The sequence below is a fragment of the Mangrovicoccus sp. HB161399 genome (assembly GCF_013184745.1).
GTDB lineage: Bacteria > Pseudomonadota > Alphaproteobacteria > Rhodobacterales > Rhodobacteraceae > Mangrovicoccus.
In genome coordinates, this window is the sequence record NZ_JAATVU010000010.1 from 30214 (window position 1) to 55468 (window position 25255).

Consider the following 25255-nt stretch of genomic DNA (forward strand, 5'->3'; position numbering starts at 1 on the left):
CGTGCCCGTGGCGGCCGCCTGCGCGGCCACCGGGGGCGGTTCAGCTCATGTAGCGGTTCACAAGGTTTTCCAGCCGTTCCTGCCGACCGGAGCGCGGCTCCGGGCGCAGGTCGGCGGCCACCGCGCGGTCACCGATATCGGCCAGCCCTCCGGCCAGCAGGCCGTCCGCCTCCGGGGCGTCCCAGCCGGCATAGCGCTCCGTCCGGAGCGCCTCGAGCCGCCCGTCTTCCAGCATCGCCGCCGCGATCTTCAGCCCCTTGGCGCAGACATCGATGGCGCCGACATGGCCAAGCACCAGGTCGGCCGCGTCGATCGACTGGCGGCGCACCCGCGCGTCGAAATTCGTGCCGCCGGTGCCGAGCCCGCCGGCCTTCAGCACCTCGTAATAGGCCAGCGCGACCTCGGGCACGTTGTTCGGGAACTGGTCGGTATCCCAGCCCGACTGGTAGTCGTTGCGGTTCATGTCGATCGAGCCCAGCATCCCCAGCGACCCCGCCAGCGCCAGCTCGTGCTCGAAGCTGTGCCCGGCGAGGATGGCATGGCCCTGCTCGATGTTCAGCTTCACCTCGTCCTCGAAGCCGTAGCGCTTCAGGAAGCCATGGACCGTGGCGACATCGTAGTCGTACTGGTGCTTGGTCGGCTCCTGCGGCTTCGGCTCGATCAGCAGCGTGCCCTTGAAGCCGATCTTGTGCTTGTAGTCGATCACGAGCCCGAGCATCCGTGCCGCCTGGTCGGCCTCGCGCCCCAGATCGGTGTTCAGGAGCGTCTCGTAGCCCTCGCGCCCGCCCCACATCACGTAGTTCTCGCCGCCGAGCCGGTGGGTGACGTCCATGCAGGAGCGGATCGTGGCCGCCGACCAGGCAAAGACCTCCGGATCCGGGTTGGTCGCCGCGCCCGCCATGAAGCGCGGATCGGTGAACAGGTTGGCCGTGCCCCAGAGGAGCTTCACCCCGGTTTCCTCCATCTTCTGCGCGAAGAGGTCGCCGATCTCGTCGAGCCCGGCGATGTTCTCCCGCAGGCTGCCGGTCTCGGGGCGGACATCGGCATCGTGGAAGCAGAAATAGGGGGTGCCGAGGATGCGGAAGAGCTCGAAGGCGCTTTCCGCCTTCAGCCGTGCAGCCTCCATCCCCGCCCCCGACCAGGGCCGCTCCAGCGTCGGGCCGCCGAACGGGTCAGTGCCGGTCCAGGCGAGGCTGTGCCAGTAGGCGACGGCCAGGCGCAGGTGGTCCTCCAGCCGCCTGCCCAGCACGACCTCGTCGGGATTGTAGTGGCGGTAGGCGAATTCGCCCTCCGCTCCGGGGCCTTCATAGGCGATCTGCGGGATGCCCTCGAAAAAGCGCGAAACTCTGGTGCCGTCCATCTGGGGGCCTCCCTCATGCTGCGTCGCGCGCGGCCCAGAGCAGGCCGCGGCGGAGGATTTCCTTCATTTGCGGATGCTCGAATTCCGCGGCCTTGTGGCCGAGCGCCGAGTAGAACACCCGGCCCTCGCCATGGCGGTGCTTCCACACCACTGGCATGCGCGTGCCCGCGACCCAGGGCGCGTGCTCGCCCGAGAAAACGGTCGCGGCCAGCACCTCGATGCGCGGATCGACATGCATGTAGTACTGTTCCGAGCGGTAGTCGAAATCGCCGATCCCGGCGAGCAGAGGGTCGCCCGGCGCCGCCATCTCGACGCGGTAGTCGATGACATTGCCCGGATGGGCGACGAACTGGCCGCCGACCATGAACTGGTAGTCGGTGTTCTTCCGGAAGGTGTCGCCCATGCCGCCATGGAAGCCGCCGAGCCCGGTCCCGGCCTCGACCGCCGCGGTCAGCGCCGCGACCTCTTCCTTTTCCGGTTCGGCCATGGTCATCACCGGGACGATCAGGTCGAAGCCGGCCAGATCTGCCGTGGCGAGAATGGCGGTGCCTTCCTCGCGGGTGACCTCGAAGCCCTCGGCGGCGAGCAGGCCGGCCGCGATTTCCGAAGCCGGGCCGGGTTCGTGCCCGTCCCAGCCGCCATAGAATACCAGCGCCTTGCGGGTCATTGGGCCATCTCCGGTTCTTCGATGCGGCCCGTCCCGGTGCCCGCGGGCAGCGGCGCGGGACGGTCGCAGGTTGTGGACAGGGTCTCCGCCCGGTCGGAAGCCGCCGAGCGCAGGAGCGACTCCATCACGTCGAGCACATGCAGCGCGAGCTGCCCCGAGGCGCGGTGGTCCCGGCCCGCGGCGATGGCGCCGGCCATGTCGGCGAGCCCGAGCCCGCGGTAGTTGCCGTCGCCATGGGCGTGGCGCATCGGCTGGGCCTGCCAGTCCTCGCCATACAGCATCACCTCGCCGTCGAAGCGGTTCGGGTCGGGGATCAGCATCGCGCCTTCGGTGCCGTAAAGCTCCAGCGGAGTGTGCCGGTGCGCCTTGACGTCGAAGCTGGTGACGATCTGGACGAGCGCGCCGGAGGCGAATTCCATCACGCCTGTGACATGGGTGGGCGTCGCGACCGGGATCTCCTGCCCGGCGCGCGGCCCGGTGGCGATGATGCGGCGGTCGCGGCCCTTCGCGGCCATGCCGGTCACGCGCGAGACCGGGCCAAGCAGGTTGACCATCGCGGTCACGTAATAGGGGCCCATATCCATCAGCGGCCCGGCGCCCTCGCCCGCATAGTAGAAATCCGGATTGGGATGCCAGCGCTCGTGGCCGGCGACCATCATGGTGGCCGTTCCTGCGGTGGGACGGCCGATGCGCCCGGTATCGACCAGCGCCCGCGCGGTCTGGTGCGCGCCGCCGAGGAAGGTGTCGGGCGCCGAGCCCAGGCGCAGACCGCGCGCCGCGGCAGCCTCGACCAGGCGGCGGCCATCGGCGACCGAGCCTGCCAGCGGCTTCTCGGCATAGACGTGCTTGCCGACCTCGAGCGCCATCAGCCCGACCTCGACATGCGCCTTCGGGATGGTGAGGTTCAACACGATATCGACGTCCTCGCGCGCAAGCAGCTCCGCGACAGTGACCGCCGGGACGCCGTATTCCGCGCCCTTCGCGGCGGCGGCCTCGATGTTCAGGTCGGCGACCGCGGCCAGCCGGATCTGCGGGAAGACCGCGCAGTTCTTCATGTAGATATCGCTGATCACGCCGCAGCCGATCACGCCAATGCCCAGAGGGGTCATGCGAGGGCCTCCATGCGCTGTCCTTTCCGGTCGTAGAGATGCAGGTTCGCGGCATCGGGCGTCAGGAACAGCCGGTCCCCCGCCCTGAGCCGCATATGTCCGGGCAGCCGGACGGTGATGCTGTCGATGCCCTCGGCGGACATGTAGGCGATGGTGTCGGCGCCCAGCGTCTCGACCACCTCGGCGCGGGCCGCCCAGGTGCCCGCGCTGCCATCGACCTGGATATGCTCGGGGCGGATGCCCGCGGTCGCCACGTCCTGCCGCCCGATGCTGCGGCCCGGCAGCAGGTTCATCTTCGGCGAGCCGATGAAGGCGGCGACGAATTCGGTGGCGGGCCGGTCGTAAAGCTCCATCGGCGCGCCGACCTGCTCGATCTTCCCGGCGTTCATCACCACGATCTGGTCGGCCAGTGTCATCGCCTCGACCTGGTCATGGGTGACGTAGATCATCGTCGAGCCGAGCGAGAGGTGGAGCTGCGCCAGCTCCACCCGCATCTGGCCCCTGAGCGCCGCGTCGAGGTTCGACAGCGGCTCGTCGAGCAGGAAGACCTTGGGATTGCGGACAATCGAGCGGCCGATGGCGACCCGCTGGCGCTGCCCGCCCGAGAGCTGCGAGGGCTTGCGGTCGAGATAGCTTTCCAGCGCCAGGATCTTCGCGGCACGGGCGACGCGCTCCTCGCGCTCGGCCTTGGGCATCTTCTGCAGGCGCAGCCCGAAATCGATGTTCTGCGCCACCGTCATATGCGGGAAGAGCGCGTAGGACTGGAAGACCATCGAGATCTCGCGGCGCGAGGGTTCCTCGTCCGTCACGTTGCGCCCGCCGATCACGACGCGGCCCGCGCTCGGCGTTTCGAGCCCCGAGATGATGCGCAGGAGCGTGGACTTGCCGCAGCCCGAAGGCCCCACCAGCACGGTGAAGGACCCGTCCGGGACCAGCAGGTTCAGCTCGGGGATGACGGTCAGCGCCCCGAAGCTCTTGGTGATGTCGTCCAGCCGGACCTCTGCCATGATGGCCTCCTGTTCACGCCGGGCGGGGCGCGTAGGTGAAACGGGAAAAATCTGCGGGGGTGGCGGTGCCCGCGATGTCATGGGCGGCCATGCCGACGAAGGCGCCGGTATGGCTGCCGCAGGCATTGCCCGCGGCCTCGTCGGCCAGAAGCGAGGCGTCGAGCGTGACGGGGAGCTCCTGCCAGTCGCCGCCGGGCAGCGCGTAGCGGAAGCGCAGGCTCTCGCGGTCCACCGAGACGCCGAGCCGGATGGTGCCTTCGGCGGGCAGCGGCACCGGGTCGAGCGGATAGTCGAGCGTGCCGGTCGGGTAGTCGCCCTTGACCGACATGACGATCAGCTCGCGCGCCCCCTCCTCGGTCGCAGTGACGGCGAGATAGTGGAAGAGATAGGCGTTGTAGTAGCAGAGAAGCCCAGCCATCTGCAGATAGCCCGCGGGGGCGAAGTCGAGCTCGGTCTCCGCGTCATAGGCCCATTCGGTCTGGCGGTGCATGACGACTGCATGCTCGAAGCGGTTGCCGGGGGACTCGCGGCCATAGATCCTGAGCCAGCCCGGGCGCGCATCGAGCGAGAAGATCCGGTCCGCCTCCGGCGTGCGCAGCCACTGCAGCGGCTGGGGCAGCGGGCCGGGGGCGAAACCGAAGTCGCGCTGCGGCTCGTTCCAGGGCTGCGCGGGAAGGTCGGGCGCCGCGACCTCGACGGCGGGCACCACCCCGCCATGGGCGAGGCGCGGGAATTCGCCGGGCTCCCAGATGATCTTCTGGATCGCGGTCTCGCGCCCGCAGACCGAACGGCGCAGCCCCGGCAGCGGCCGCGAACAGAGATGCACCATGTAATGCTCGCCCGCCTGGGTCTCGACGATATCGGCATGGCCCGCGCGCTGGAGCGCGGCGTCGGGCGCGTCCTTCGAGGTCAGCATGTGCTTCGCCGGGTCGGTCTCGTAAGGGCCGAGGAGGGTCCGCGAGCGCGCCATGGTGACGGCGTGGCTGTATTCCGTGCCGCCCTCCGCGGTCAGCATCCAGTACCAGCCGTCGCGGCGGTAGAGATGCGGGCCCTCGGTCAGCTTCAGGTCGGTGCCGCGGTAGATATTGGTGACCGGGCCGACCAGCCGCCTTTCTTCCACCGAGTATTCCTGGATCAGGATGCCGCCGAACTTGCCGCCCTTTTCCTGGCTGCGGTGGTTCCAGACCATGTTCAAGAGGTATTTCCGCCCGTCCTCGTCATGAAAGAGCGAGGGGTCGAAGCCCGAGGAATTCAGATAGACCGGATCGGACCACGGGCCTTCGATAGTCTCGGCGGTCACGAGATAGTTGCGGCTGTCCTTGAAGGCGCCGGTGCGACGCTTCAGGTCCGAGTAGATCAGCCAGAATTTCCCGTCGGCATGGGTCAGGCAGGGCGCCCAGACGCCGCCCGATTCCTCGGCGCCGCGCATGTCGAGCTGGCTGGCGCGGTCGAGCGGACGGGTGACGAGCCGCCAGTTCGCAAGGTCGCGCGAATGGTGGATCTGGACCCCCGGGAACCATTCGAAGGTGGAGGTGGCGATATAGTAGTCGTCGCCCACGCGGATGATCGAGGGGTCGGGGTTGAAGCCCCGCAGGATCGGGTTCTGGATGGTGGCGGTTGCGGTCATGGGTCAGCCTTTGACGGCGCCACCGGTCAGCCCGGCGACGATGTATTTCTGCGCGGCGACGAAGAAGACGACGGCGGGCAGGATGGTGAGGGTGACGAAGGCGAGGGTGCGGTTCCATTCCACCGCATATTCGCCGCGGTACTGCATCATGCCGAGCGGCCAGGTGAAGGCCTCGCGCGAGTTCAGCACGACGAGCGGCAGCAGGAAATTGTTCCAGCTCTGCACGAAGACGAAGACCCCCACCGTGGCCAGGATCGGCGTCGAGAGCGGCAGGGTGAACTGCCAGAAGAACCGGACATAGCCGCAACCCTCGACATAGGCGGCCTCGAAAAGCTCCTTCGGCAGCTCGCCGAAGAAGGTGCGGAAGAGAAGGATCGCCAGCGACAGCCCGAAAGCGGTCTGCGGCAGGATCACCGCCCAGTAGGTGTCGAGGAGCCCGAGGTCGCGGACCTGCACGAAGAGCGGCAGGATCGCGGTGGCGAAGGGGAACATCAGCCCCAGCGACAGGTAGGAGAACAGCATCCGCGAGCCGAAGAACCGGATCTGGGCGAAGACATAGGCCGCGGCCGCGCCGATCAGCAGCGTCAGCGCCACGGTGGCGACGGAGATCACCAGAGAGTTGCCCAGGTAGCGCCAGAAGCCCGGATCGGCGAGGATGTCGGCATAGATGTCGGTGCGCCAGACGGCCGGCAGGCTCAGCGCGCTGGTCTGGATCTCCTCGTTCGACTTGAACCCGCCCAGCACGGTGGCCAGCAAGGGCCCCAGAACGAAGCTCGCGACGATGCACAGGAAGCCTATGCGGAGGATCTGGCGGATCAGGTTGGCGCGGGTCATGCGGGCTTCCTCATGAACAGGCGCTGGTAGAAGACCGCGACCAGCACGGCGGCAATGAACAGCGTCACCCCGATGGCCGAGCCGTAGCCGATCTTCAGCCGCGCCAGGCCGAAGGTGTAGAGATAGGTGACGATGGTGTGGGACGAGTTCGACGGGCCGCCATTGGTCAGCGGGATGACCACGTCGAAGACCTGCAGCGCGCCGATCACCGAGAAGAACACCGAGACGATGATCGCGGGCCTGATCATCGGGATCTGGACGTGGCGGATGACGCCGAAGCGGCTGGCCCCCTCGATCCGCGCGGCCTCGATCATGTCCTTCGGCACGCCCTGCAGCGCGGCGATGTAGATCATCATGTGGAAGCCGAAATATTTCCAGACGATCACGACCATCACGGCGGTGAAGGCCCAGCTGCGGTCGGAGGTGATGAAATAGGGCTCCATCCCCAGCGCGCGGGTCAGGTCGCCGACCACCCCGTAATTGCCGTCGACGATAAAGCTCCAGATCAGCCCTGCGGCGATCTCGGCGAGGATGTAGGGCAGGAAGAAGATCAGCCGGAAGGCGGTGTTCTCGGGCGTGCGGCGGTAGATCAGCAGCGCCAGCAGCAGCGCCATCGGCAGCTGCACGATCAGCGACACGGCGATGACCTTCAGCGAGTTCATCACCGATTGCTGGAACACCGAATGCCCGGCCATGCGCTCGAAATTGCCGAAGCCCACGAAATCGGTGGGCGTATTGTAGCCATTCCAGTCATAGAAGGCATAGACCCCCGACCCGGCCAGCGGATAGATCACGAAGAGCGTGAAGAGGATCAGCGCCGGCGGCAGCAGCACGATGGCCGCCGTCATCCGCCCGCTGGTGATCCTGCGGCGCAGCTTCTCGGTCGCGGAGGGGCTCTCCGCAGTCATCTCGACGGCAGCCATGCTGCTTGCCTTTCCTTGGGAATGTCGCATTGCGGCTGCGCCGCCGGGAGAGCGGCGCAGCCCGCTTCCGCGGGACGGAGGAGCGCCCTAGCGGAAGTCCCAGGCCTCCTGGATGCGCGCGGCCGCGTCCTCGGGCGTCACGTCGCCGGAGACGAGTTCGGCGGAGATGTCGTTGATCGTGCCGCCGACCGAGGCTCCGAGGAACTGGTCGAGGAAGATCTGGTGCTCGGGCGCGGCCTCGATCATTGCGTTGATCTGCTGCGAGAACGGCGTTTCTATGGCGTCGCCGGTGCCCTGGATCACCGGCACGAAGAGCCCGCGGCGGGCGCCGTCGCGCTGATGCTCGGCATTGACCAGGAACTTCAGGAAGTCGATGGCCTCCGGCGGAGCGCCGGTGGTCACCGCATAGCCGTTGATGCCGCCAAGCGTCGCCGCCGGATCGCCCGCGCCGCCCACGACCGAGGGGAAAGGCAGGATCTCCAGGTTGCCTTCCAGCAGGCTGCCCTGGGACACGCCGATGGTCTGGGTGTAGGCCCAGTCGCCCATCAGCAGGAAGGCCGCCTTGCCTTCGCCGAACATCGTGTTGCCCTGCTCGGCCGAGGCCGAGAGAACGCCGGGCTGGAACGGGTCGAGCGCGGCGAGCTGCGCCATCTTCTGTCCCGCGGCGATGAAGGCAGGCGACTCGAAGCCTTCGTCATCGCCTTCCATCGCGGCCCGGATCGCTTCGGCACCGCCCTCGCGGAGCACGAGATAGCTGTAGTAGAAATGCAGCGGCCACTTGTCCTTGCCGCCCGAGACCAGCGGCGTGATCCCGGCCTCCTTCAGCGTGGCGACGGCGCCGAGAAGATCGTCCCAGGTCTTGATCCCGGACAGGTCGATCCCCGCCTTGTCCGTCAGTTCGGTATTGGCGAAGAACACCACGAGCCGCTCGGTCATCGGCAGGCCGTAGACCTTGCCGCCGTCGCTGAAGGCCGCAAGCGCGCCTGGCGAGAAACTGTCGAGATAGTTCTGGTCCAGCTCGCCGGAAATGTCCTGCACCAGCCCGGCCTTGACCTGGTCGACGAGCGTGAGTCCGGCCCAGCTATAGATCAGATCCGGCCGCGCATCGGATTGCAGCATGGTCGGCAGCTTGGTCTTGTAGGCCTCGGAAGCGAAATATTCGATCTCGACATCCACATCGGGATGCGCCGCCTCGTATTCCGCGATCACGTCCTGCCAAAACTGCTGCAGCGCGGGGCTGTTGGATTCCGGGCGCAGCACCTTGACCGAAGTTTCGGCATGCGCACTCACGGCGGCAAAAGCGCATAGCGCCGCCGCCCCTGCAATGGACTTCATTCTCTCCTCCCATGTACCGCCGGATGCCCCGGCTTGCTTATTTTTGACTAACGTACATCAGATTCGAGAATTGGCAACCATCAATGCAGGCTGCGCAGATTGTTGCCGATGGCTCAGGGAAGGTTGTCGCGCATGAAGATGTCGATGCTTATGCTTTCCTGCGCATCGAATGTGGGGCGGCCGTCAATGAGGGCCTTCAGGATCCGGACCGCACTGCGGATTTCGTGCCCGGCGTCCTGGTTGATCACGGCATCGAACACGCCCGAGATCAGCGCGCCGCGGGCATAGGGCGTCAGCTCGTGGACGACGACCTGGATGCGCGGATCGCCCCTCCTCCGGTCCAGGGCGCGCACGATGCCACGGTTGCCGGCGCCGAGGCTGTAGATACCCACGATCCCCGGCTCGGCTGCCAGCCGGGCGGACAGGAGCTGCTCGACCGTATCCGCGTCGTCCCGGCCCTCGATCGGCGGCAGGCATCGCAAATGGGGATATTCGCGGGCGATCACGGTCTCGAATCCCAGGCGCCGCTCCACATGGTCGCGCAGGAGCGCCGAGCCCATGACGATGCAGATCTGCCCCGGCGCCGCGCAGAACCTGCCGAGCAGCCCGGCGGCCGTGCGGCCCGCTACAACGTTGTCAATGCCTACGAATCTTGCACGGACGGAGGTCGGCGCATCGGAAACCAGGGTCAGGACGCGGACGCCGCGCGCGGCCAGCCGGGCAATGGCGTCGCGCACCTCCGGCGAGTCCGTCGCGACCACGGCGACGCCATCCGTTTCCTCTGGGTCGAGCGCGTCGAGCGCCGCCGCCAGGGCCGGGCCGTCGAAGGGCGGCACCAGCACGGTCTGCAGTTCGATCCGGTCCATGCTGGTGAAGGAGGCCGTGTTGCGGACCGCATCGCGCAGCATGTGCATGAAGCTGTTGGTGCCATCGGCGAGCAGGAAAACCAGCCGGTAGTGGCGGCGCTTCGACAGGTTGGCGGCGGCCATGTCGCGCTGGTAGCCCAGCCGCTCCATTGCCTCCGCCACGCGCCGGGCCGTGACCTTGCGGACGCCGGGGCGGTCGTTCAGGACGCGGTCCACTGTGGCGAGGCTGACGCCCGCCTCTCGCGCCACGTCGCGCACGGTGGGGCGGCCCGGCACCCCGTCCGCTGCCCGCCCCCGGTCTTCCCTGTCGCTTCGCACCATGCCTGTCCTTGTCAATATTTTGAGTATCGTACATCAAAACATGTACCGGCACCAAGACCGCGTTGCCGGGCGGGCGTCACGCCCCGCCGGAGCTCGCTCCGGCGACGAAGCTGCCGCGGAACAGCTGGGGCACCGTCCGGGCCTCCGCCTGATCCCTGCGCGGCAGCTCGCCCAGCAGGCGCCGCGCCAGCGCCCGGCCGATGGCGGCATGGTCGAAACGGTAGCAGGCAAGGGCCGGGGAAAGGAACCGGGTCTGCCGGCTTTCGAGGAATCCGATCAGCGCCAGGTCGCGCCCCGGTTCCAGCCCCGCCCCGCGGAGGGCATGGTAGAAGCCGATGGCCCAAAGGCTGTCGGTCATGACGGTAGCGCCCGGCCTGTCCGCCATGGACTGCCACTGCGCCAGCGCGGTGACCGCCCCCTCCGGGTCCCGCGGCACGCGCAGCACCAAGTCTGGGTCATAGGCGATCCCGGCCGTTTCCAGCGCCGCGCGGTAGCCGTCGTGGTAGACATGGGCCAGATTGGCCTCTCCGGCCGGAAGGAAGGCGGCGATCCTGCGGTGCCCGGCCGCCGAGAGGCGCGCAACGCTGTCCCGGGCAGCATGGTCGAAATCCAGATCGACATAGGCATGGCTATCTGCGGGGCCGCTGCGCCCGAGCGTCACGAAGGGAATCCGCAGCCGCGACAGCAGGCCCACCCGCGGATCGCCGCGCGTCGTGGCCGTGATGATCATGCCGTCCACGAGGCGCCGCGCCACCATCCTCTGCAGATAGGCGGCCGGCTCCTCCTCGCGGCTGCAGGGCAGGATGACCAGATCCATCCCCTCCTCGCGCAGCTCCTCCTGGATGCCCGCCGCCACCTCCATGAAGAAGCTCGACGCGCCGGTCGTCCCGCCCTGGCTGGTCATCACCATGAAGCCGACCGTGTTCGTGGCGCCTGCCTTCAGCGACCGCCCCGACTGGTTCGGAACATAGCCCAGCTCCTGCGCGGCCTGCATGACGCGGGCCCGCGTCTCGGGATTGACGTCGGGACGGCCGTTCAGCGCCCGGGACACCGTGCCGATCGAGATGTCGAGATGCCGTGCCAGATCCTTGATTCCGATCATCCGCCCGCTGCGCTCCAAAAACGTTTACGGTTCCTTGTTGACACGTTCGGAGCGGCAAGACTAGGGTCGTAATCGTTTACGGCCGCACGAGTCGGCCGGAGCGCAGGGAGGAAATCCAGAATGCTGAGCGCCGTCATGGCGGGGTGCGGAGCCATGTCCGAGGGCTGGCTGCGCGCGCTGTCGCAGGTTCCGCGCGCCGCGGAGCGGCTGGAGCTTGCGGGCTTCGTCGATCTAGACCCGGGCCGCGCCCGACAACTTGCGCAGGCGGCAGGCGCGCCGGGGGCCGCCACCGGCACCGATCTTGCCGCGATGCTGGAGGCCGTGCGGCCGGACATCGTGTTCGACGTCGTGATCCCCGGCGCGCGGCGGACCGTGGCGGAAACCGCGCTGGCCCGCGGCTGCCACGTGCTGTCGGAGAAGCCGATGGCCGAGAGCCTGGCCGATGCAGCGGCGCTGATCGAGGCGGCGCGGCGGGCCGGGCGCATCCATGCCGTGGTTCAGAACCGCCGCTTCGTCCCCGGCATCCGCCGCCTGCGGCGGCTGATCGAGGAGCGCCGCATCGGCCGGCTGACCGGGGTGCATTGCGACTTCTTCGTCGGCGCGCATTTCGGCGGCTTCCGCGAGCAGATGGACCATGTGCTGCTGCTCGACATGTCGATCCACACGCTGGACGCCGCGCGCTACCTGATCGGCGCCGCACCGCAGGCGGTCTATTGCCACGAAACCAATCCGACCGGCTCCTGGTATTCCCATGGCGCGGCGGCCAGCGCGATCTTCGAATTCCCCGAGAACGTCACCTTCACCTATCGCGGCTCGTGGTGCGCGGAAGGCGCCAACACCTCCTGGGAGGGCGCCTGGCGGGTGACCGGCACCGAGGGCACCGCGACCTGGGACGGGGCCGAGGATCTGCGGCTCGGCCGGGTCACCGGCACCGAGGGGCTCCTGCGCGCGGTCTCGGCCGCCGAGGTGCCCGAACCGCCCGATCCCGGCCGCACGCTCGGCCATGCCAGCGTCATCGACGAATTCCTGTCGGCCATCGAGACCGGGCGCGCCCCGGAGACGGCCGCCGAGGACAATATCCGGAGCCTCGCCATGGTTCTGGCCGCCATCGACAGCGCGGAACGCCGCGCCCGTGTCACCATCGACGTGTAGGAGACATCACATGAGCAAGGACGCATTGCGCATCGGCACCATGATCTCGGCCTCGGGCGGCGCCGCCGCCGCGCGGATCGGCCAGATCGCCGACATGGGCTTCGAGAGCTTCGAGCCCTTCTTCTGGCAGACCACCAACGGCCAGGATCTGGCCGAGCTGGGCAAGCGCTGCCGCGACGCGATCGGCGAGCGGGACATCACCATGTCGACGCTGGGCATGTTCGGCAACCCGCTTGAGGAGCAGCCGCTCGACCTCGACACGCTGCAGGGCTGGAAGGACTGCATCGACAACGCGCATCATTTCGGCGCGACCTGCGTGGCGGGCTTCACCGGGCGGCTGCGCGGGCGGCCCCTGCCCGAGAGCCTGCCGCGCTACCGCGAGATCTGGTCGGAACTCGGCAAGCGCGCGGCCGACAAGGGGGTGAAGATCGCCTTCGAGAACTGCGCCATGGACGGCAACTGGCAGACCGGCGACTGGAACATCGCGCACAACCCCGACGCCTGGGAGCTGATCTTCAACGAAACGCCGGAGGACCATTTCGGCCTCGAATGGGAACCCTGCCACCAGATGGTCTATCTGATCGACCCGCTGCCGCAGATCCGCAAATGGGGGCCGAAAATCTTCCATGTCCACGGCAAGGACGCGACGATCCGCTGGGACGTGATCCGCGAGCACGGCATCTTCGGAAAGCTGCCGCACGTGTTCATGCGCACGCCGGGCTTCGGCGACTCGAACTGGACCGACATCGTCACCGAGCTGCGGCTGGCGGGCTATGCCGGGTCCATCGACATCGAGGGCTGGCACGATCCGGTCTATCGCGACGCGCTGGAAATGACCGGACAGCTGCATGCGCTGGAACACCTGAAGACGGCCCGCGGCGGGCGCTTCGTCGAGGAAAGCGTGGCCTATGAGGGCGGCGACCCGTCGCTGCTGCGCGCCACGGCCTGAACCCGCTTCCGGACCCCGCGCCCGGGAGGGGCGCGGACCGCCATCACCTGAGGGAGGACAGGATGGGACTCAACAAGACTGCCAAGGCAGCGCTCCTGGCCACGTCGGCGGGGCTCCTGCCCCTGGCCGCAGCGGCCGAACAGACGGTACTCGATCTCTGGACGATCGACGATCCGGGCGAATACCACTATGTGCTGGCAAAGGAGTTCGAGGAGGCGAACCCCGGCATCAAGATCAATGTCCGCACCGTGCAGTTCGGCGACATGATCAACGACCTCGCCCGGGCCATCGCCGCGGGCGACGCACCGGACGTGACCTATGTCGACAATCCCGAAGTGGCGCTGCTGGCCGCGCGCGGGCTGCTTCTGGACATCGCGCCGATGATCGAGGACTCGGACATCGTGAACCGCGACGACATCTTTCCCGGGCCGCTCTCGTCGGTGACCTGGAAGGACGGCATCTATGGCCTGCCGCGCGGGGCGAATACCATCGCGCTCTACTACAATGCCGACATGTTCCGCGCCGCCGGTCTCGATCCCGACGCGCCGCCCGCGACCTGGGCCGAGCTGAAGGCGGCGGCCGAGGCGCTGAGCGATCCCGACGACAATGTCTACGGCCTGGCCTTCTCGGCCATCGCCACCGAGGAAGGGACCTTCCAGTTCCTGCCCTGGCTGCAGATGGCGGGGGGCGACTACGACCACGTCGACACCGAAGGCGGCGCCGAGGCGCTGGCCTTCTGGAAATCGCTGCTCGATGCAAAGCTCGCCTCGCCCGACACGCTGATCCGCAGCCAGTGGGACAGCACCGCGACCTTCAATGCCGGCAATGCCGCCATGGCGATCTCGGGCCCGTGGGAACTGCCGCGGATGGCGAAGGAGGCGACGTTCGACTACCGCGCCGCGATGCTGCCCGTGCCCGAGGCCGGGGCCACCCGTGCCTCGGCGCTAGGCGAGGGCGACAACGTGATCCTCGCCTCGACGAACCATCCCGCGGAGGCCTTCCGCTTCCTCGAATTCCTCTATGCCCAGATGCCGCGGGTCTGGAACGAGTTCGGTTACCTGCCCGCCGCAGAGGTCGCGGTGGAGAACCCCGAGAACGAGGCGATCTACCGGGTCTTCGAGGAGTCGATGAAATACGCCCGCAACCGCGGCCCCTCGCCCGAGTGGCCGCAGGTCTCGAAGGCGATCCAGGGCGCGATGCAATCCGCGCTGACTGGACAGGCGACGCCCGAAGAGGCGCTGGCCACCGCGCAGGGGAAGATCGACCGTGTCCTCGACTGACATGCCGGCCCTGTCCCTGCCCCGCAGCTTCCGCCCGGGGTTGACCCTGGGCGGGCTCATAGACGGGCGCGGCTTCGACACGCTCCTGGTGATGACCGCGCTCGGCTATCTCGCGGTCTTCTCGGCTTGGCCGCTGGTGTACAACCTGATCATGTCGCTGCAGGAGGTCGACCTCTTCTCGCTGGCCTCCTTCGACCGGCCCTTCGTCGGGCTCGGCAACTACCGCGACGTGCTGGGCGCCCCCGAGATGCCGCAGATCTTCCGCAACACGGCGGTGTTCGTCGCCGCCTCGGTTTCGCTGCAGCTTGCGATCGGCTTCGCGCTGGCCCTGTTCTTCGAGCTGCGCTTTCCCGGCGCGAGCTTCCTGCGCGGGCTGTTCCTGGCGGGCTGGATCATGCCGCCGCTGGTCGTCGGCGCGATCTGGTCCTGGATCCTCGCGGGCGATTTCGGCGTGCTGAACTACGCGCTGAAGAGCCTCGGGATCATCGACGAGAACATCTTCTGGCTCTCCGATCCGGCGCGCTCGCTGTGGTCGGTGATCATCGCGAACATCTGGCTCGGCGTGCCCTTCAACCTGATCCTGCTCTCGGTCGGGCTGGCGGGCATCCCCGAGGACCTCTACGAGGCGGCCGAGATGGACGGGGCCACGCGGGTGCAGCGCTTCTTCACCATCACTTTGCCGCTCATGCGCGCCCAGCTGGGCGCGGTGATCTCGCTGGGCACCATCTTCACGCTGCAGCAGTTCGACCTTTTCGCCGGCCTTACCCAGGGCGGGCCCTCGAACAGCTCGAACGTGATGCAGTACTGGTCGTGGCAGCTCAGCTTCCAGGAATACCAGATCGGGCTGGGCAGCGTGATCTCGGTGCTGATGATCGGCGTCGTCGTCGGACTCGCCGCGATCTATGTCCGCTCCACCCGCCACGAACAGGTGTACTGATGGACAGGCTCAAGGGAAACGCACTGATGCTGGCGGGGGCGCTCCTCGCCGCCATCTACCTCTTTCCGCTCTACTGGATGTACGTCACCGCGCTGAAGAGCGGCACCGAGATCATGGCCTATCCGCCGAGCTTCTGGCCCGCGGATCCGACGCCGATCTTCGGCGAGGTCTGGGGGCGGCTGCAGATGGCGAGCTACCTGAAGAACTCGGTGCTGATCGCCGGCGGCACCACGGCTCTGGTCGTGCTCTTCGGCACCGGCTGCGCCTATGCCATGTCGCGGGTCAAATCGGTCTGGATCGACATCGCGCTCTTTGCCGTTCTGATGATGCAGGTGCTGCCCTCGTCGCTGATGGTCACGCCGATCTTCGTCTTCTTCAACCAGATCGGCCTGATGGACTGGCCGCGCGGCGCGGTGATCCTGGCGCAGGCGGCGAAGATGCTGCCTCTGTACATCGTGCTGGTGCGGGCTGCCTTCCTGCAGGTCCCCGCCGAGCTGGAGGAGGCCGCGCTGGTCGACGGCAATTCCCGCGTCGGCGCCTTCCTGTCGATCATGGTGCCGCTGGCGCGCAACGGCATCCTGGTGACCGGCGTGCTCGTCTTCCTGCAGTCCTTCGGCGAATACGTCTATGCCCGCTCGATGATCGGCGCGCGCGAGCTGCAGCCCGCCACCGTCGGCCTGCAATCCTTCATGGGGCCGAACTCGTCGGACTGGTCGGGGGTGATGAGCTATGCCGCCATCTACGTCACGCCGGTCCTCGCCATCTTCGTCCTGCTGCAACGCCGCATCGTCAGCGGCCTGACTTCCGGAGCCCTGAAATGACCCAGCTTCAGATCGAACTCGACGGCGTGGACAAGCATTACGGCGCCTATCATGCGCTGAAGGCGATCGACCTCGCCATCCCGAAGGGTACCTTCGTCGCGCTGGTCGGACCGTCAGGCTGCGGGAAATCCACGCTCCTGCGCACCATCGCCGGGCTGGAGAAGATCACCGGCGGCGAGATGCGCATCGCCGGCGCCAACATGACCGGCACCCCGCCCAGGAAGCGCGACCTGGCGATGGTGTTCCAGTCCTATGCGCTCTACCCGCACAAGACCGTGCGCCAGAACCTGACCTATTCGCTGCGGCTGAAGCGCATGTCCCGCGCCGAGGCGGACCGCAAGGCGGAGGAGGTCGCGCGGATCACCGGGCTCGAGCAGCTTCTGGAGCGCTATCCGCGCGAGCTCTCGGGCGGGCAGCGCCAGCGCGTCGCCATGGGCCGCGCCATCGTCAGGAACCCCAAGGCCTTTCTCTTCGACGAGCCGCTCTCCAATCTCGACGCAGCGCTGCGCGTGCAGATGCGCGCCGAGGTGCGGCGGCTGCATGACCGGCTGGGGGCGACCTCGGTCTATGTCACCCATGACCAGGTCGAGGCAATGACCATGGCCGACCATGTCGTGGTGCTGCGCGCGGGCCGGATCGAGCAGCAGGGCGCGCCGATGGAGCTCTACGACCGCCCCGCCAACCGCTTCGTGGCCGGGTTCATCGGCTCGCCCGCGACCAATTTCGTGCCCGGCCGGACTACCGCGGATGGGAGCGCCGTCCAGCTCGACCTGCCCGGCACGCCCTGCGTGCCGGTTGCCGGGGCGGCCCCTGACAGGCCGGTCATCGCCGGGCTCAGGCCCGAACATCTCCAGCCCTGCGATCCGGACCGGCCGGGCGCGCTGCAGCTGCCGATTGCCGTGGTCGAAGCCACGGGAAGCCAGTCCTTCCTCGTCTCCGACACCGATCCGGCCCTGACCATCTGCCTTGCCGGGCGCAGTCCCGTCGTCCCGGGCGGCACGCTCGCCGCGGAGATCGCGCCGCATCTGGTGATGCTCTTCGATCCGGACACCGGGGCGGCGCTGCGCTAGCCCGCGGCTCTCGCGGCACCCCCGCTCCGTCCTACGGCGGAGGAAGCGGGTAGACCTCGAGCCGGAGCCATCGCCTGCGCCGCGCGAAGCAGGGGGGGCGGCTTTCCTCGTGGTCGCGCCCTCCCCCGAAGTTGTCCGCCGCCAATGGCCCCGGCAGGTCCCGCCCTGCGTCCGACGCGAATGCAGACCCGTCCTCCGGTGCCTTCTCCGCGCCTGGCGCAAGGCACCACCGGCCGGGAGGACCCGCACCGCCGGGCCGTTCGATGCACCATCGGCGCCGGACACTGCGCGGCACGGCAAGCTGCGCGTGGCCGTGACGCCCCCGGGCGCAGGACGGCCAATGAGGTTCGCCGCTGCCCAAGGCGGATCTCGCGGGTTTCGGCATCCGGCGCCGATCAAGCCAAGGCGAACGGGTTGTCCCTGCCCTGCAGATCCCGTGCCTTCCGCCCTGCGGACTCCCCGCGGCTGGGCGTCCCCATCGGCAGGAGGCCACCGGACCCGGCGTCCGGGCCCGGCGCTGCCGGAGCACGTCCCGGCCGCGGCGCCGGCATCCGCATGAAGCGCTCCACCTCTGCCGCCCCCGCGCCGCTTCTGTCCGCGGGCTCCCAAGCCACCTCGGACAGCCTGGGCGAGGCCCCGCCCAAGCTACGGAATGCTCAGACGGCACGAACCTTGCCCTGCTCGGGCACCGCGCCGCAGTCCGGCCGACGCGGGTCCGGACAGGCAGCGCAGGGCCGTCGGCGGATCGGGGCATCCCGGCACGAAGACCCCCATATCGGCGGTTGCGCTCGCGGACCCATGCCATATTGTATGATCGTATACATTCTTGGAGTTCCCCGTGCAGATCGTCAACTATCCCGGCCACCCGCCGGACTCCCGGCCGCTCGGACCGGCCCCCCTGACCCCGGCGCTGCGCCGCGGCGACTGGGTCATGACTTCGGGCCAGGTCGGCATCGATCCCGACACCGCGCAGATCGCGGGCCCGGGCTTCGCCGAGCAGGCGCACCAGGCCTTCGGCAACATCCGGGCGCTGCTGGCCAATGCCGGGATGGAGATGTCGGACGTGATGAAGGTCACGGTCTTCCTCACCCGCGCCGAGGATTTCGCCGAGCTGAACGACATCTACCGCAGCTATTTCTCCGAGCCCTATCCCTGCCGCTCCACCCTGATCGTGGCGCTCCAGCCCGCGAGCCTGCTGATCGAAGCCGAGGCCACGGCCTACCAACCGGGAAGCGGCGCATGACCCGGCTGCATGTCCTGAACGCCCCCGGCACGCTGACCTTCGACGAGCCCGCCCTTCTGGACCGGCTGGCGGCCGCAGGCGGGCTGGAGGTCACCGTGTCGCGCGATCTCGCCACGTTGGCGGACGACATCGGCGATGCCCGAATCCTCTACACCAACACCAAGACCGATCTCGGCGCACTTTCGGCGGCAGCGCCGCATCTGGAATGGGTGCAGATCATCTCGGCGGGGGTCGAGACGCTGCTGCCGACGCTGCCCGAAGGGCTGGATCTGACCAATGCGTCCGGCGTCCATGCCGAGAAGGGGGCGGAATTCGTCCTCGCCTCGGTGCTGCTGCTGAACTATCGCATCCCCGCATTCCAGGAGAAGCAGCGCCGCCATGACTGGGCGCCGGATTTCGTCCGCCCGCTGCGGGGCAAGCGCGCGCTGGTGCTGGGATCGGGTGCCATCGGCGGCGAGGCGATCCGCCTGCTGGCCGGGCGCGGCATGGAGGTGATCGCGGTCAACCGCTCCGGCCGCCCGGCCGAAGGCGCAGCCGCCACGGTGACGCTCGGCGGCTTCGACAAATGGCTGCCCGGTGCCTCGGTGCTGGTCTCCGCCCTGCCCGCGACCCCAGAAACCGTCGGCATGGTCGATCCGCGGCGGCTCGGGCTCCTGCCGCAGGGCGCGGGCGTGGTCAGCGTCGGCCGCGCGGCGGTCTTCGACCATGGCGCGCTCTGCGAGGCGCTGCGCTCCGGCCATCTGGGCGGCGCGGTGCTCGATGTCTTCCCGCAGGAGCCGATGCCCGCCGACGATCCGACCTGGGACGTGCCGGGCGTGGTGGTGACGCCGCATTGCAGCGTCGACGATAACAAGGGCTATCTCGACCGCTGCACCGACATCTTCCTGCAGAACCTTGAGGCCCGGCGCGCGGGTCGGCCGATGCCGACCCGGGTCGATCCGGCGGCGGGCTACTGAACTTCGCGCGGGGGGCTGCAGCCCCCGCGCCATCGCGGCTCAGCGCACCAGGTATTTCTCGATGATCGCCGGATCGGGCTCGACGCCCAGCCCCGGCTCCGACGGCAGAAGCGCATGGCCGTCCTCGAAGGTCACCGGGTTCCGCGCCAGCTTGCGCGCGATCTCGTTGGGCTCCACGCAGTATTCCATCACCAGCGCATTGCGGATCGCGCAGAGGAAATGCAGCGAGGCGGCGGTGTTGATGTCGGTGGTGAAGTTGTGGTTGCACACTTTGCGGCCGCGCGAGGCGGCATAGTCCGCGACCCGGATCGCCTGGGTGAAACCGACCCGCGTCAGGTCGATCTGCACGATGTCCACCCCGCCCTCGTCGATCAGCCGCTCGAACTGCGCCACGGAACTGTCCTGCTCGCCCGCCGCCAGCGGCTGGGACATGGACCGCGACAGGCGGCCATAGCCGCCGATGTCCTCCGGATGCAGCGGTTCCTCGATCCAGAACAGGTTGTAGGGCTCCAGAAGCTCCGCCCGCCGCATCGCCGTCCGCGCGTCCCAGGCATGGCCCGCATCCAGCATGAAGTCGACCTTGTCGCCGATGGCGCTGCGGATCGCCTCGACATAGGCGATGTCGGTCTTCTCGTCGCGGCCGAAGGGCTCCCAGCCGAATTTCACGCCGGTATGGCCCTCATCCACGGCCGCCTTCGCGCGCGCCACCGTGTCCTCGACCGAGAACTGGAACATGTTCGACGAATAGACGCGCATCCGGTCGCGCAGCGCGCCGCCCAGCAGCGTGACGATCGGCTGGCCGAGGGCCTTGCCCTTGATGTCCCAGAGCGCGATGTCGATCCCCGCCATCGCCTGCAGCACCGCGCCGGCGCGGCCATAGAAGATCGTGGCGTCATACATCTTCTGCCAGAGCCGCCCGGTTTCCAGCGGGTTCTCGCCGATCAGGAGCCGCTTCAGCCCGCTGACCATGGTGTGCGAATAGGGCGCTTCGATGATCGCCTGCACCACGGTCGGCGCAGAGTCGACCTCGCCCCAGCCGGTGATCCCGGCATCGGTCGAGATCCGGATCAGCAGCGTGTCCTGCGAGCTGTCGGTGCGGGCCTCCACCTTGGGAAGGCTCAGGTAGAAGGTTTCGACATCGGTGATCTTCATGGGGCATCCTTCGGCCGGGGCCGGTCTTCTGGTCGTGGATCTTCAGGTGGGGTCGGGGATGGGCGGGGGCCTAGCGGCCGCGCCGCGCCCGGTGCTTCTCGATCAGCAGATCGAAGTCGATCACGTGGATCTGGGTGCGGATATGTTCCTCGAGCTCGCTGCGCATCGCCGCGAGGTCGCCGCCCGAAAGCAGCGCCAGCAGGCGGACATGCTCCTCGACGATGTCGTCCATCGCCTTTTCCAGCGCGGTCAGGCCGATGATCACGGTCAGCTGCCGCGCCAGCGTCTGCCACAGGGCGAGCAGCGGCTGGTTGCCCGAAAGCTGGACCAGATGCTGGTGGAAGCGCGTGTCCGCCTCGGCGAGCCCATAGGCATCGCGGCGGTCGCACATCAGCTGCATCTCGCGGATTTCCGCCCCGAGCGGCGCCAGCCGCTCCGGCGTCAGCGCTCCCGCCTCATGCGCACGGGTGACGGCCAGAGTCTCCAGCGCCACGCGGACATCGAGGATCTGCTCCAGCCGGTCCTTCGAGACATCCATCAGCCGCGTGCCCTTGTAGGGCGCGGAATCCACCACGCCGAGGCTTTCCAGCGCGCGCAGCGCCTCGCGGATCGGCACCCGGGAAAGCCCGAGCATCTCGCCCAGATCCTTCTCGGTCAGCCGCTCGCCAGGAAGGATCACGCCGCGGGCCGCCGCCGCGATGATCGCGTCGATGGCATGGTCCACCAGCGTACGCGGCCGCGGAGCCTGCCAGTCTTCCTTGCGGGTGGAGATGGCGCACATGTCCTGTCCTCGATCTGGCCGCCCGCGGAAGCCGCGGGGAGAGGCACTGCCGCCTCACGGTAAATGGAGTAGCGGCAAACAAGCCCCTTGCCAAGAGTATTATTGTTATACAATGCTACAATCGCAAATCGCGGGCCCCTCCCCGATGCCCGCCTTCTGCCCGACAGGGAAACGCAAGGATGACAAAAATGACCTCTCCGACCCCCATGATCGCCTGCGCCGCCGCTCTGGCCGCCGTCATGGCGCCCGGCATCGCCTCCGCCCGCGCCTCCGAGGAACTAAAGCCCGCCCCGGCGGATTTCGCCGAGATGGAAGCCTGCCAAGGCCTCCGCGCCAAATATCCCGATCTCGCGGGCAAGACGCTCAATGTCGGGCTCGGCGGCTACAACATGGGCTTCCAGCAGCCGGTGGACGGCAATCCCGACGACCTCGAAGGGCTTGACCCCGACATGCTCGACCGTCTCGGCGCCTGTCTCGGCTTCGACTACGAATTCCAGCTCGGCGCTTTCAACGTCCTGGTGACCTCGGTCATGTCCGGCCGTCTCGACATCGGCCCGTCGATCTACGTCACCCCGGCCCGCTCCGAGCAGGTCGCCTTCGTCTCCTCCTACCAGGTGGTCGACGGCTCGGTCGTGCCGAATGGCAACCCGAAGAACCTGCAATCGGTCGACGATCTCTGCGGCATGACCATCTCGGCCGCGGCCGGCACCTACGAGGCGACGACCATCGCTCCCGAACAGACCGAGAAATGCCTGGCCGCCGGCAAGCCCGCGGTCGACGTGCTGCTGGTGCAGAACACCGACAACGCCATCATGGCCGTGCAGTCGGGCCGCGCAGACATCCACCTGACCTCGGGCGCGGTCGCGGCGGGGCTCGCCAATGCCGACGACCGGCTGGAGCAGGCCTTCTATGTCGACCTGCCGATCCGCAGCGGCTATCCGATCGCCAAGGACAACACGATGCTGCAGAACGCGGTGCTCGACGGCATCAAGGTGATCCAGGAGACCGGCGTGCAGAAGCTGATCATGGACAAGTGGGGCCAGGGCGGCGAAGCCCAGCGTCCGGTCGAGCTGTTCGACTGATCCCCTGACCCTTCCGGCGCCGCCCCCGCGCGGCGCCGGTCCTCCTGCCCGGGGCCCCCATGGACACGTTTCTCCACTACCTGACCTTCCCCTATCTCTGGGAAGGCGCCGTCATCGCCGTGCAGCTTCTGATCGGCGCGCTGACCGGCGGCATCGTCATCGGCTTCTTCCTGTCGCTCGCCAGCCTGTCGAAGGCCTGGTACGTGCGCCTGCCGGTCAAGACCTATATCTACCTCCTGCGCGGCACGCCGGTCCTCTTGCAGCTGATCATCCTCTACAACGTGCTGCCGCAATTCGGCCTGGTGCTCAGCCCCTTCGTCTCGGCGCTGCTGGCTCTGACCATCAACGAGACCGCCTATTGCGCCGAGATCATCCGCGGCGGCATCATCTCCGCCAGCCGCGACCAGCGCACCGCGGCGCAGGCCTTCGGCTATACCCGCTCCCAGGAGATGCGCTTCGTCGTCATCCCGCAGGCGCTGCGCGCGATCCTGCCCACCCTGGGCAATGAAAGCGTGGGCCTGCTGAAATCCACCTCGCTGGCCTCGGTCGTCGGCGTCGCCGAGCTGACCATGCGCGGCCAGACGATCGTGTCGCAGAACTTCCAGTTCCTGCCGGTGCTGCTGGCCTCGGGCGGCATCTACGTGATCATGTCCACCGTGCTGGCCGCGGGCCAGTGGTGGCTGGAGAACCGGGTGAATCTCGAGCCGCGCGCCGCCCGCGCGGGCCGCCGCAAGATCCCCGAGATCCCCGCCGGAACGCCGCTCGTGGCGGCCGATCCGCCCTCGCCGCAATCCGACCGGATGCTGGAGATCCGCGATCTGAAGGTCGGCTACAACGGCACGCCAGTGCTGAAGAAGCTGACGCTGGTGGTGAAGCGCTCCGAGGTCGTCGTGCTGCTCGGCCGTTCCGGCTCGGGCAAGTCGACGCTGCTCAAGGCGATCCTGGCGCTGATCCCGTCGAGCGCCGGGAACATCCGCGTCGGCGGCGTGGTGATGGGACAGGGGCCGACCGGTCGCCCGCTGCTGCCCCGCGCGCTGCCCGCCAACCGCATTGCCGCACGGATCGGCATAGTGTTCCAGAACTTCGCGCTCTTCGACCATCTCACGGCGGAGGAAAACGTCATGGCGGTCCAGACCGTGGTCCAGCGCCGCCCGAAGACGGAAGCCCGCGCCGCCGCCCGCGCCGCTCTGGCGCAGGTCGGGCTCGGTCCCTATCTCAACCGCCTGCCGCACGAGATGTCGGGCGGCCAGCAGCAGCGCGTCGCCATCGCCCGGGCGCTGGCCTGCCGGCCGCAGCTCCTGCTGTTCGACGAGCCGACCTCGGCGCTCGACCCGGAACTGGTGCGCGAGGTCAACGGTACGATCCGCGACTTGGCCCAGACCGGGTTAACCATGGTGATCTCAACCCATGATGTCGGTTTCGCGCGGACCGTCGCCGACCGCATCGTGTTCCTCAAGGACGGAGTGCTGGTCGAAGAGGGCCCGCCCGCGATCCTCGACAATCCGAAGACCGAGACCTTTGCCGCCTATCTGCGGCAGGAAGCGGAAGAGGCGCATGAGCCGCCCCTGCCGCAGCGCCTGCCCGATCCCCTGCCCCTGCCCGCAACGGAGCGCTGAGCATGTCCCTTCCCTTTGCCGCCGAGGCACGCGCCGCGCTCGGGCCAGCGCTTTTCGACTACATGCAAGGCCGCGCGGGCGACAGCCACGCGGCCCCCGGCGAAGATGCCAATGCCGCGGCTTTCGCCCGGCTCCGCCTCATCCCCCGGCTTTTCTCCGAGGCCGGGCCGCCGGACCTAGCGACGGAGCTGGCAGGCCGCCGGATGGCCGCACCGGTGATGATCGGCGCCTTCGCCGGCGACCGGGTGTTCCACGCCGAGGGCATCCTGCCGGTCGCGCGGGTGGCCGCGCGGCTGGGGCTGGACCTCGTGCTGTCGGAGGAAACCGTGACGCCGCTGGCCGAGGTGACGGCGGCGCATCCCGGCACCTGGCTGCAGCTGCGCGCCGCAGGCAGCGAGGACCGCATCGCCCGCATCGTCTCCGCCGCCGCCGGGGCAGGTGCAGCCGGCATCGTGCTGACGCTGATGGCGCCGTCGCATCCCCGCCCCGGCCAGCGTCCCGGCGGCTTCGACATCGGCGCCGAACTCGTCTCCCGCGGCTGGAGCACCATCGGCACCCAGCTCGACGGATCGCACCGTCCGGGCGTCGCGCCGCTCGAGGCCTTCCCGCGCTGGGACGCGGCCCGGCTCGGCCGGATCGCGGCGCTGGCCCGCAGCCTCGGCCTGCCGCTGATGGTCAAGGGCGTGCTGAATCCGGCCGACCTGGCGCCGCTCGCGGATTGCGGAGTCGCAGGGGCGGTCGCCTCGAATGTCGGGCTGCGCCAGAGCAGCCGCTGGGCGCTGGCGCTCGACCAGCTTCCGGCGCTGGCTGCGGCCCGGCCCGCTGGCCTTCCCCTGCTACTCGATGGCGGGGTTCGCCACGGCGCCGACGTGATCGCTGCCAGCCTCCTCGGCGCTGCCGCCTGCGTCGCGACCCGGCCCGTGCTCTGCGCGCTGGCAGCGGGCGGAGAGGCGGCGGTCGAGGCCTGGCTGAACGGGCTTCTCGACAATCTCTACGCGATGACCGCCTGGATGGGCGCGGCGCATCCCGCCGCGCTCGATCCCGGACAGCTGCTCCGGGACTGAC

General features: G+C 68.5%; 23 protein-coding genes. 11 read left to right on the forward strand and 12 right to left on the reverse strand.

Annotated features, from left to right (window positions below; all coding sequences use genetic code 11):
• Positions 1-40: 40 nt before the first annotated feature.
• The 10 genes from xylA to HCC78_RS07715 form a co-directional block, all read right to left on the reverse strand.
• Positions 41-1360, reverse strand: coding sequence for a xylose isomerase (xylA, locus tag HCC78_RS07670; protein ID WP_172328166.1), 1320 nt, complete (start codon positions 1358-1360; stop codon positions 41-43).
• 13 nt (positions 1361-1373) lie between these two features.
• Positions 1374-2027 carry a ThuA domain-containing protein gene (locus HCC78_RS07675; protein WP_172328167.1) on the reverse strand — a complete coding sequence of 218 codons (654 nt, stop codon included), beginning with the start codon at positions 2025-2027 and terminating at the stop codon, positions 1374-1376.
• Positions 2024-3136, reverse strand: coding sequence for a Gfo/Idh/MocA family protein (locus tag HCC78_RS07680; RefSeq protein WP_172328168.1), 1113 nt, complete (start codon positions 3134-3136; stop codon positions 2024-2026). Before HCC78_RS07680 ends, HCC78_RS07675 begins: the two co-directional genes overlap by 4 nt.
• Entirely contained in the window at positions 3133-4143 is a 1011-nt protein-coding gene (locus HCC78_RS07685; RefSeq protein WP_172328169.1) for an ABC transporter ATP-binding protein, read from the reverse strand. The genes HCC78_RS07680 and HCC78_RS07685 overlap by 4 nt, the downstream gene beginning before the upstream one ends.
• A 13-nt stretch (positions 4144-4156) precedes the next feature.
• On the reverse strand, positions 4157-5770 hold the full coding sequence (locus HCC78_RS07690; RefSeq protein ID WP_172328170.1) for a glycoside hydrolase family 43 protein: 1614 nt from the start codon (positions 5768-5770) through the stop codon (positions 4157-4159).
• 3 nt (positions 5771-5773) lie between these two features.
• Entirely contained in the window at positions 5774-6604 is an 831-nt protein-coding gene (locus tag HCC78_RS07695; protein ID WP_172328171.1) for a carbohydrate ABC transporter permease, read from the reverse strand.
• Complete coding sequence (locus tag HCC78_RS07700) at positions 6601-7527, reverse strand: carbohydrate ABC transporter permease (RefSeq protein WP_172328172.1); 927 nt, start codon at positions 7525-7527, stop codon at positions 6601-6603. Before HCC78_RS07700 ends, HCC78_RS07695 begins: the two co-directional genes overlap by 4 nt.
• Before the next feature lie 87 nt (positions 7528-7614).
• Positions 7615-8862 carry an ABC transporter substrate-binding protein gene (locus HCC78_RS07705; protein WP_172328173.1) on the reverse strand — a complete coding sequence of 416 codons (1248 nt, stop codon included), beginning with the start codon at positions 8860-8862 and terminating at the stop codon, positions 7615-7617.
• Positions 8863-8975: 113 nt separating this feature from the next.
• Positions 8976-10046: a LacI family DNA-binding transcriptional regulator gene (locus tag HCC78_RS07710; RefSeq protein ID WP_371743795.1), complete on the reverse strand. Its 1071-nt coding sequence runs from the start codon at positions 10044-10046 to the stop codon at positions 8976-8978.
• A 79-nt stretch (positions 10047-10125) separates the two neighbouring features.
• Entirely contained in the window at positions 10126-11151 is a 1026-nt protein-coding gene (locus HCC78_RS07715; protein WP_172328175.1) for a LacI family DNA-binding transcriptional regulator, read from the reverse strand.
• A 120-nt stretch (positions 11152-11271) separates the two neighbouring features.
• Here HCC78_RS07715 and HCC78_RS07720 point away from each other — a divergent pair, with 120 nt between their 5' ends.
• The 8 genes from HCC78_RS07720 (at position 11272) to HCC78_RS07755 (ending at position 19559) form a co-directional block, all read left to right on the forward strand.
• On the forward strand, positions 11272-12303 hold the full coding sequence (locus HCC78_RS07720) for a Gfo/Idh/MocA family protein (RefSeq protein WP_172328176.1): 1032 nt from the start codon (positions 11272-11274) through the stop codon (positions 12301-12303).
• A gap of 10 nt (positions 12304-12313) precedes the next feature.
• Positions 12314-13252 carry a sugar phosphate isomerase/epimerase gene (locus HCC78_RS07725; RefSeq protein WP_172328177.1) on the forward strand — a complete coding sequence of 313 codons (939 nt, stop codon included), beginning with the start codon at positions 12314-12316 and terminating at the stop codon, positions 13250-13252.
• Positions 13253-13314: 62 nt separating this feature from the next.
• On the forward strand, positions 13315-14532 hold the full coding sequence (locus tag HCC78_RS07730; RefSeq protein WP_172328178.1) for a sugar ABC transporter substrate-binding protein: 1218 nt from the start codon (positions 13315-13317) through the stop codon (positions 14530-14532).
• The gene (locus HCC78_RS07735) at positions 14519-15469 is read left to right on the forward strand and encodes a carbohydrate ABC transporter permease (protein WP_371743796.1); all 951 of its coding nucleotides are present in this window, start codon (positions 14519-14521) and stop codon (positions 15467-15469) included. Before HCC78_RS07730 ends, HCC78_RS07735 begins: the two co-directional genes overlap by 14 nt.
• Positions 15469-16290, forward strand: coding sequence for a carbohydrate ABC transporter permease (locus HCC78_RS07740; RefSeq protein WP_172328179.1), 822 nt, complete (start codon positions 15469-15471; stop codon positions 16288-16290). The genes HCC78_RS07735 and HCC78_RS07740 overlap by 1 nt, the downstream gene beginning before the upstream one ends.
• Positions 16287-17360 (forward strand): ABC transporter ATP-binding protein, encoded by a 1074-nt coding sequence (locus tag HCC78_RS07745; RefSeq protein WP_172328180.1) that lies wholly within the window; start codon positions 16287-16289, stop codon positions 17358-17360. The genes HCC78_RS07740 and HCC78_RS07745 overlap by 4 nt, the downstream gene beginning before the upstream one ends.
• 838 nt (positions 17361-18198) lie before the next feature.
• Positions 18199-18603 (forward strand): Rid family hydrolase, encoded by a 405-nt coding sequence (locus tag HCC78_RS07750; protein ID WP_216671068.1) that lies wholly within the window; start codon positions 18199-18201, stop codon positions 18601-18603.
• Positions 18600-19559: a D-2-hydroxyacid dehydrogenase gene (locus HCC78_RS07755; protein ID WP_172328181.1), complete on the forward strand. Its 960-nt coding sequence runs from the start codon at positions 18600-18602 to the stop codon at positions 19557-19559. Before HCC78_RS07750 ends, HCC78_RS07755 begins: the two co-directional genes overlap by 4 nt.
• Positions 19560-19598: 39 nt before the next feature.
• Here the strand turns inward: HCC78_RS07755 and HCC78_RS07760 are convergent, their stop codons facing one another.
• Both HCC78_RS07760 and HCC78_RS07765 read right to left on the reverse strand, forming a co-directional pair.
• Complete coding sequence (locus HCC78_RS07760; protein ID WP_172328182.1) at positions 19599-20711, reverse strand: mandelate racemase/muconate lactonizing enzyme family protein; 1113 nt, start codon at positions 20709-20711, stop codon at positions 19599-19601.
• Positions 20712-20781: 70 nt separating this feature from the next.
• Complete coding sequence (locus tag HCC78_RS07765) at positions 20782-21492, reverse strand: GntR family transcriptional regulator (RefSeq protein WP_172328183.1); 711 nt, start codon at positions 21490-21492, stop codon at positions 20782-20784.
• Positions 21493-21680: 188 nt separating this feature from the next.
• Between HCC78_RS07765 and HCC78_RS07770 the strand changes: the two genes are divergently transcribed.
• Genes HCC78_RS07770 through HCC78_RS07780 form a run of 3 tightly spaced genes read left to right on the forward strand, consistent with a single transcriptional unit; the run spans position 21681 to position 25254 of the window.
• A complete protein-coding gene (locus tag HCC78_RS07770) occupies positions 21681-22574 on the forward strand; it encodes a transporter substrate-binding domain-containing protein (RefSeq protein ID WP_216671069.1) in 894 nt (297 codons plus the stop codon).
• Positions 22575-22633: 59 nt separating this feature from the next.
• The gene (locus tag HCC78_RS07775; RefSeq protein WP_172328184.1) at positions 22634-24190 is read left to right on the forward strand and encodes an amino acid ABC transporter permease/ATP-binding protein; all 1557 of its coding nucleotides are present in this window, start codon (positions 22634-22636) and stop codon (positions 24188-24190) included.
• A gap of 2 nt (positions 24191-24192) precedes the next feature.
• A complete protein-coding gene (locus tag HCC78_RS07780) occupies positions 24193-25254 on the forward strand; it encodes an alpha-hydroxy-acid oxidizing protein (RefSeq protein WP_172328185.1) in 1062 nt (353 codons plus the stop codon).
• Position 25255 lies beyond the last annotated feature (1 nt).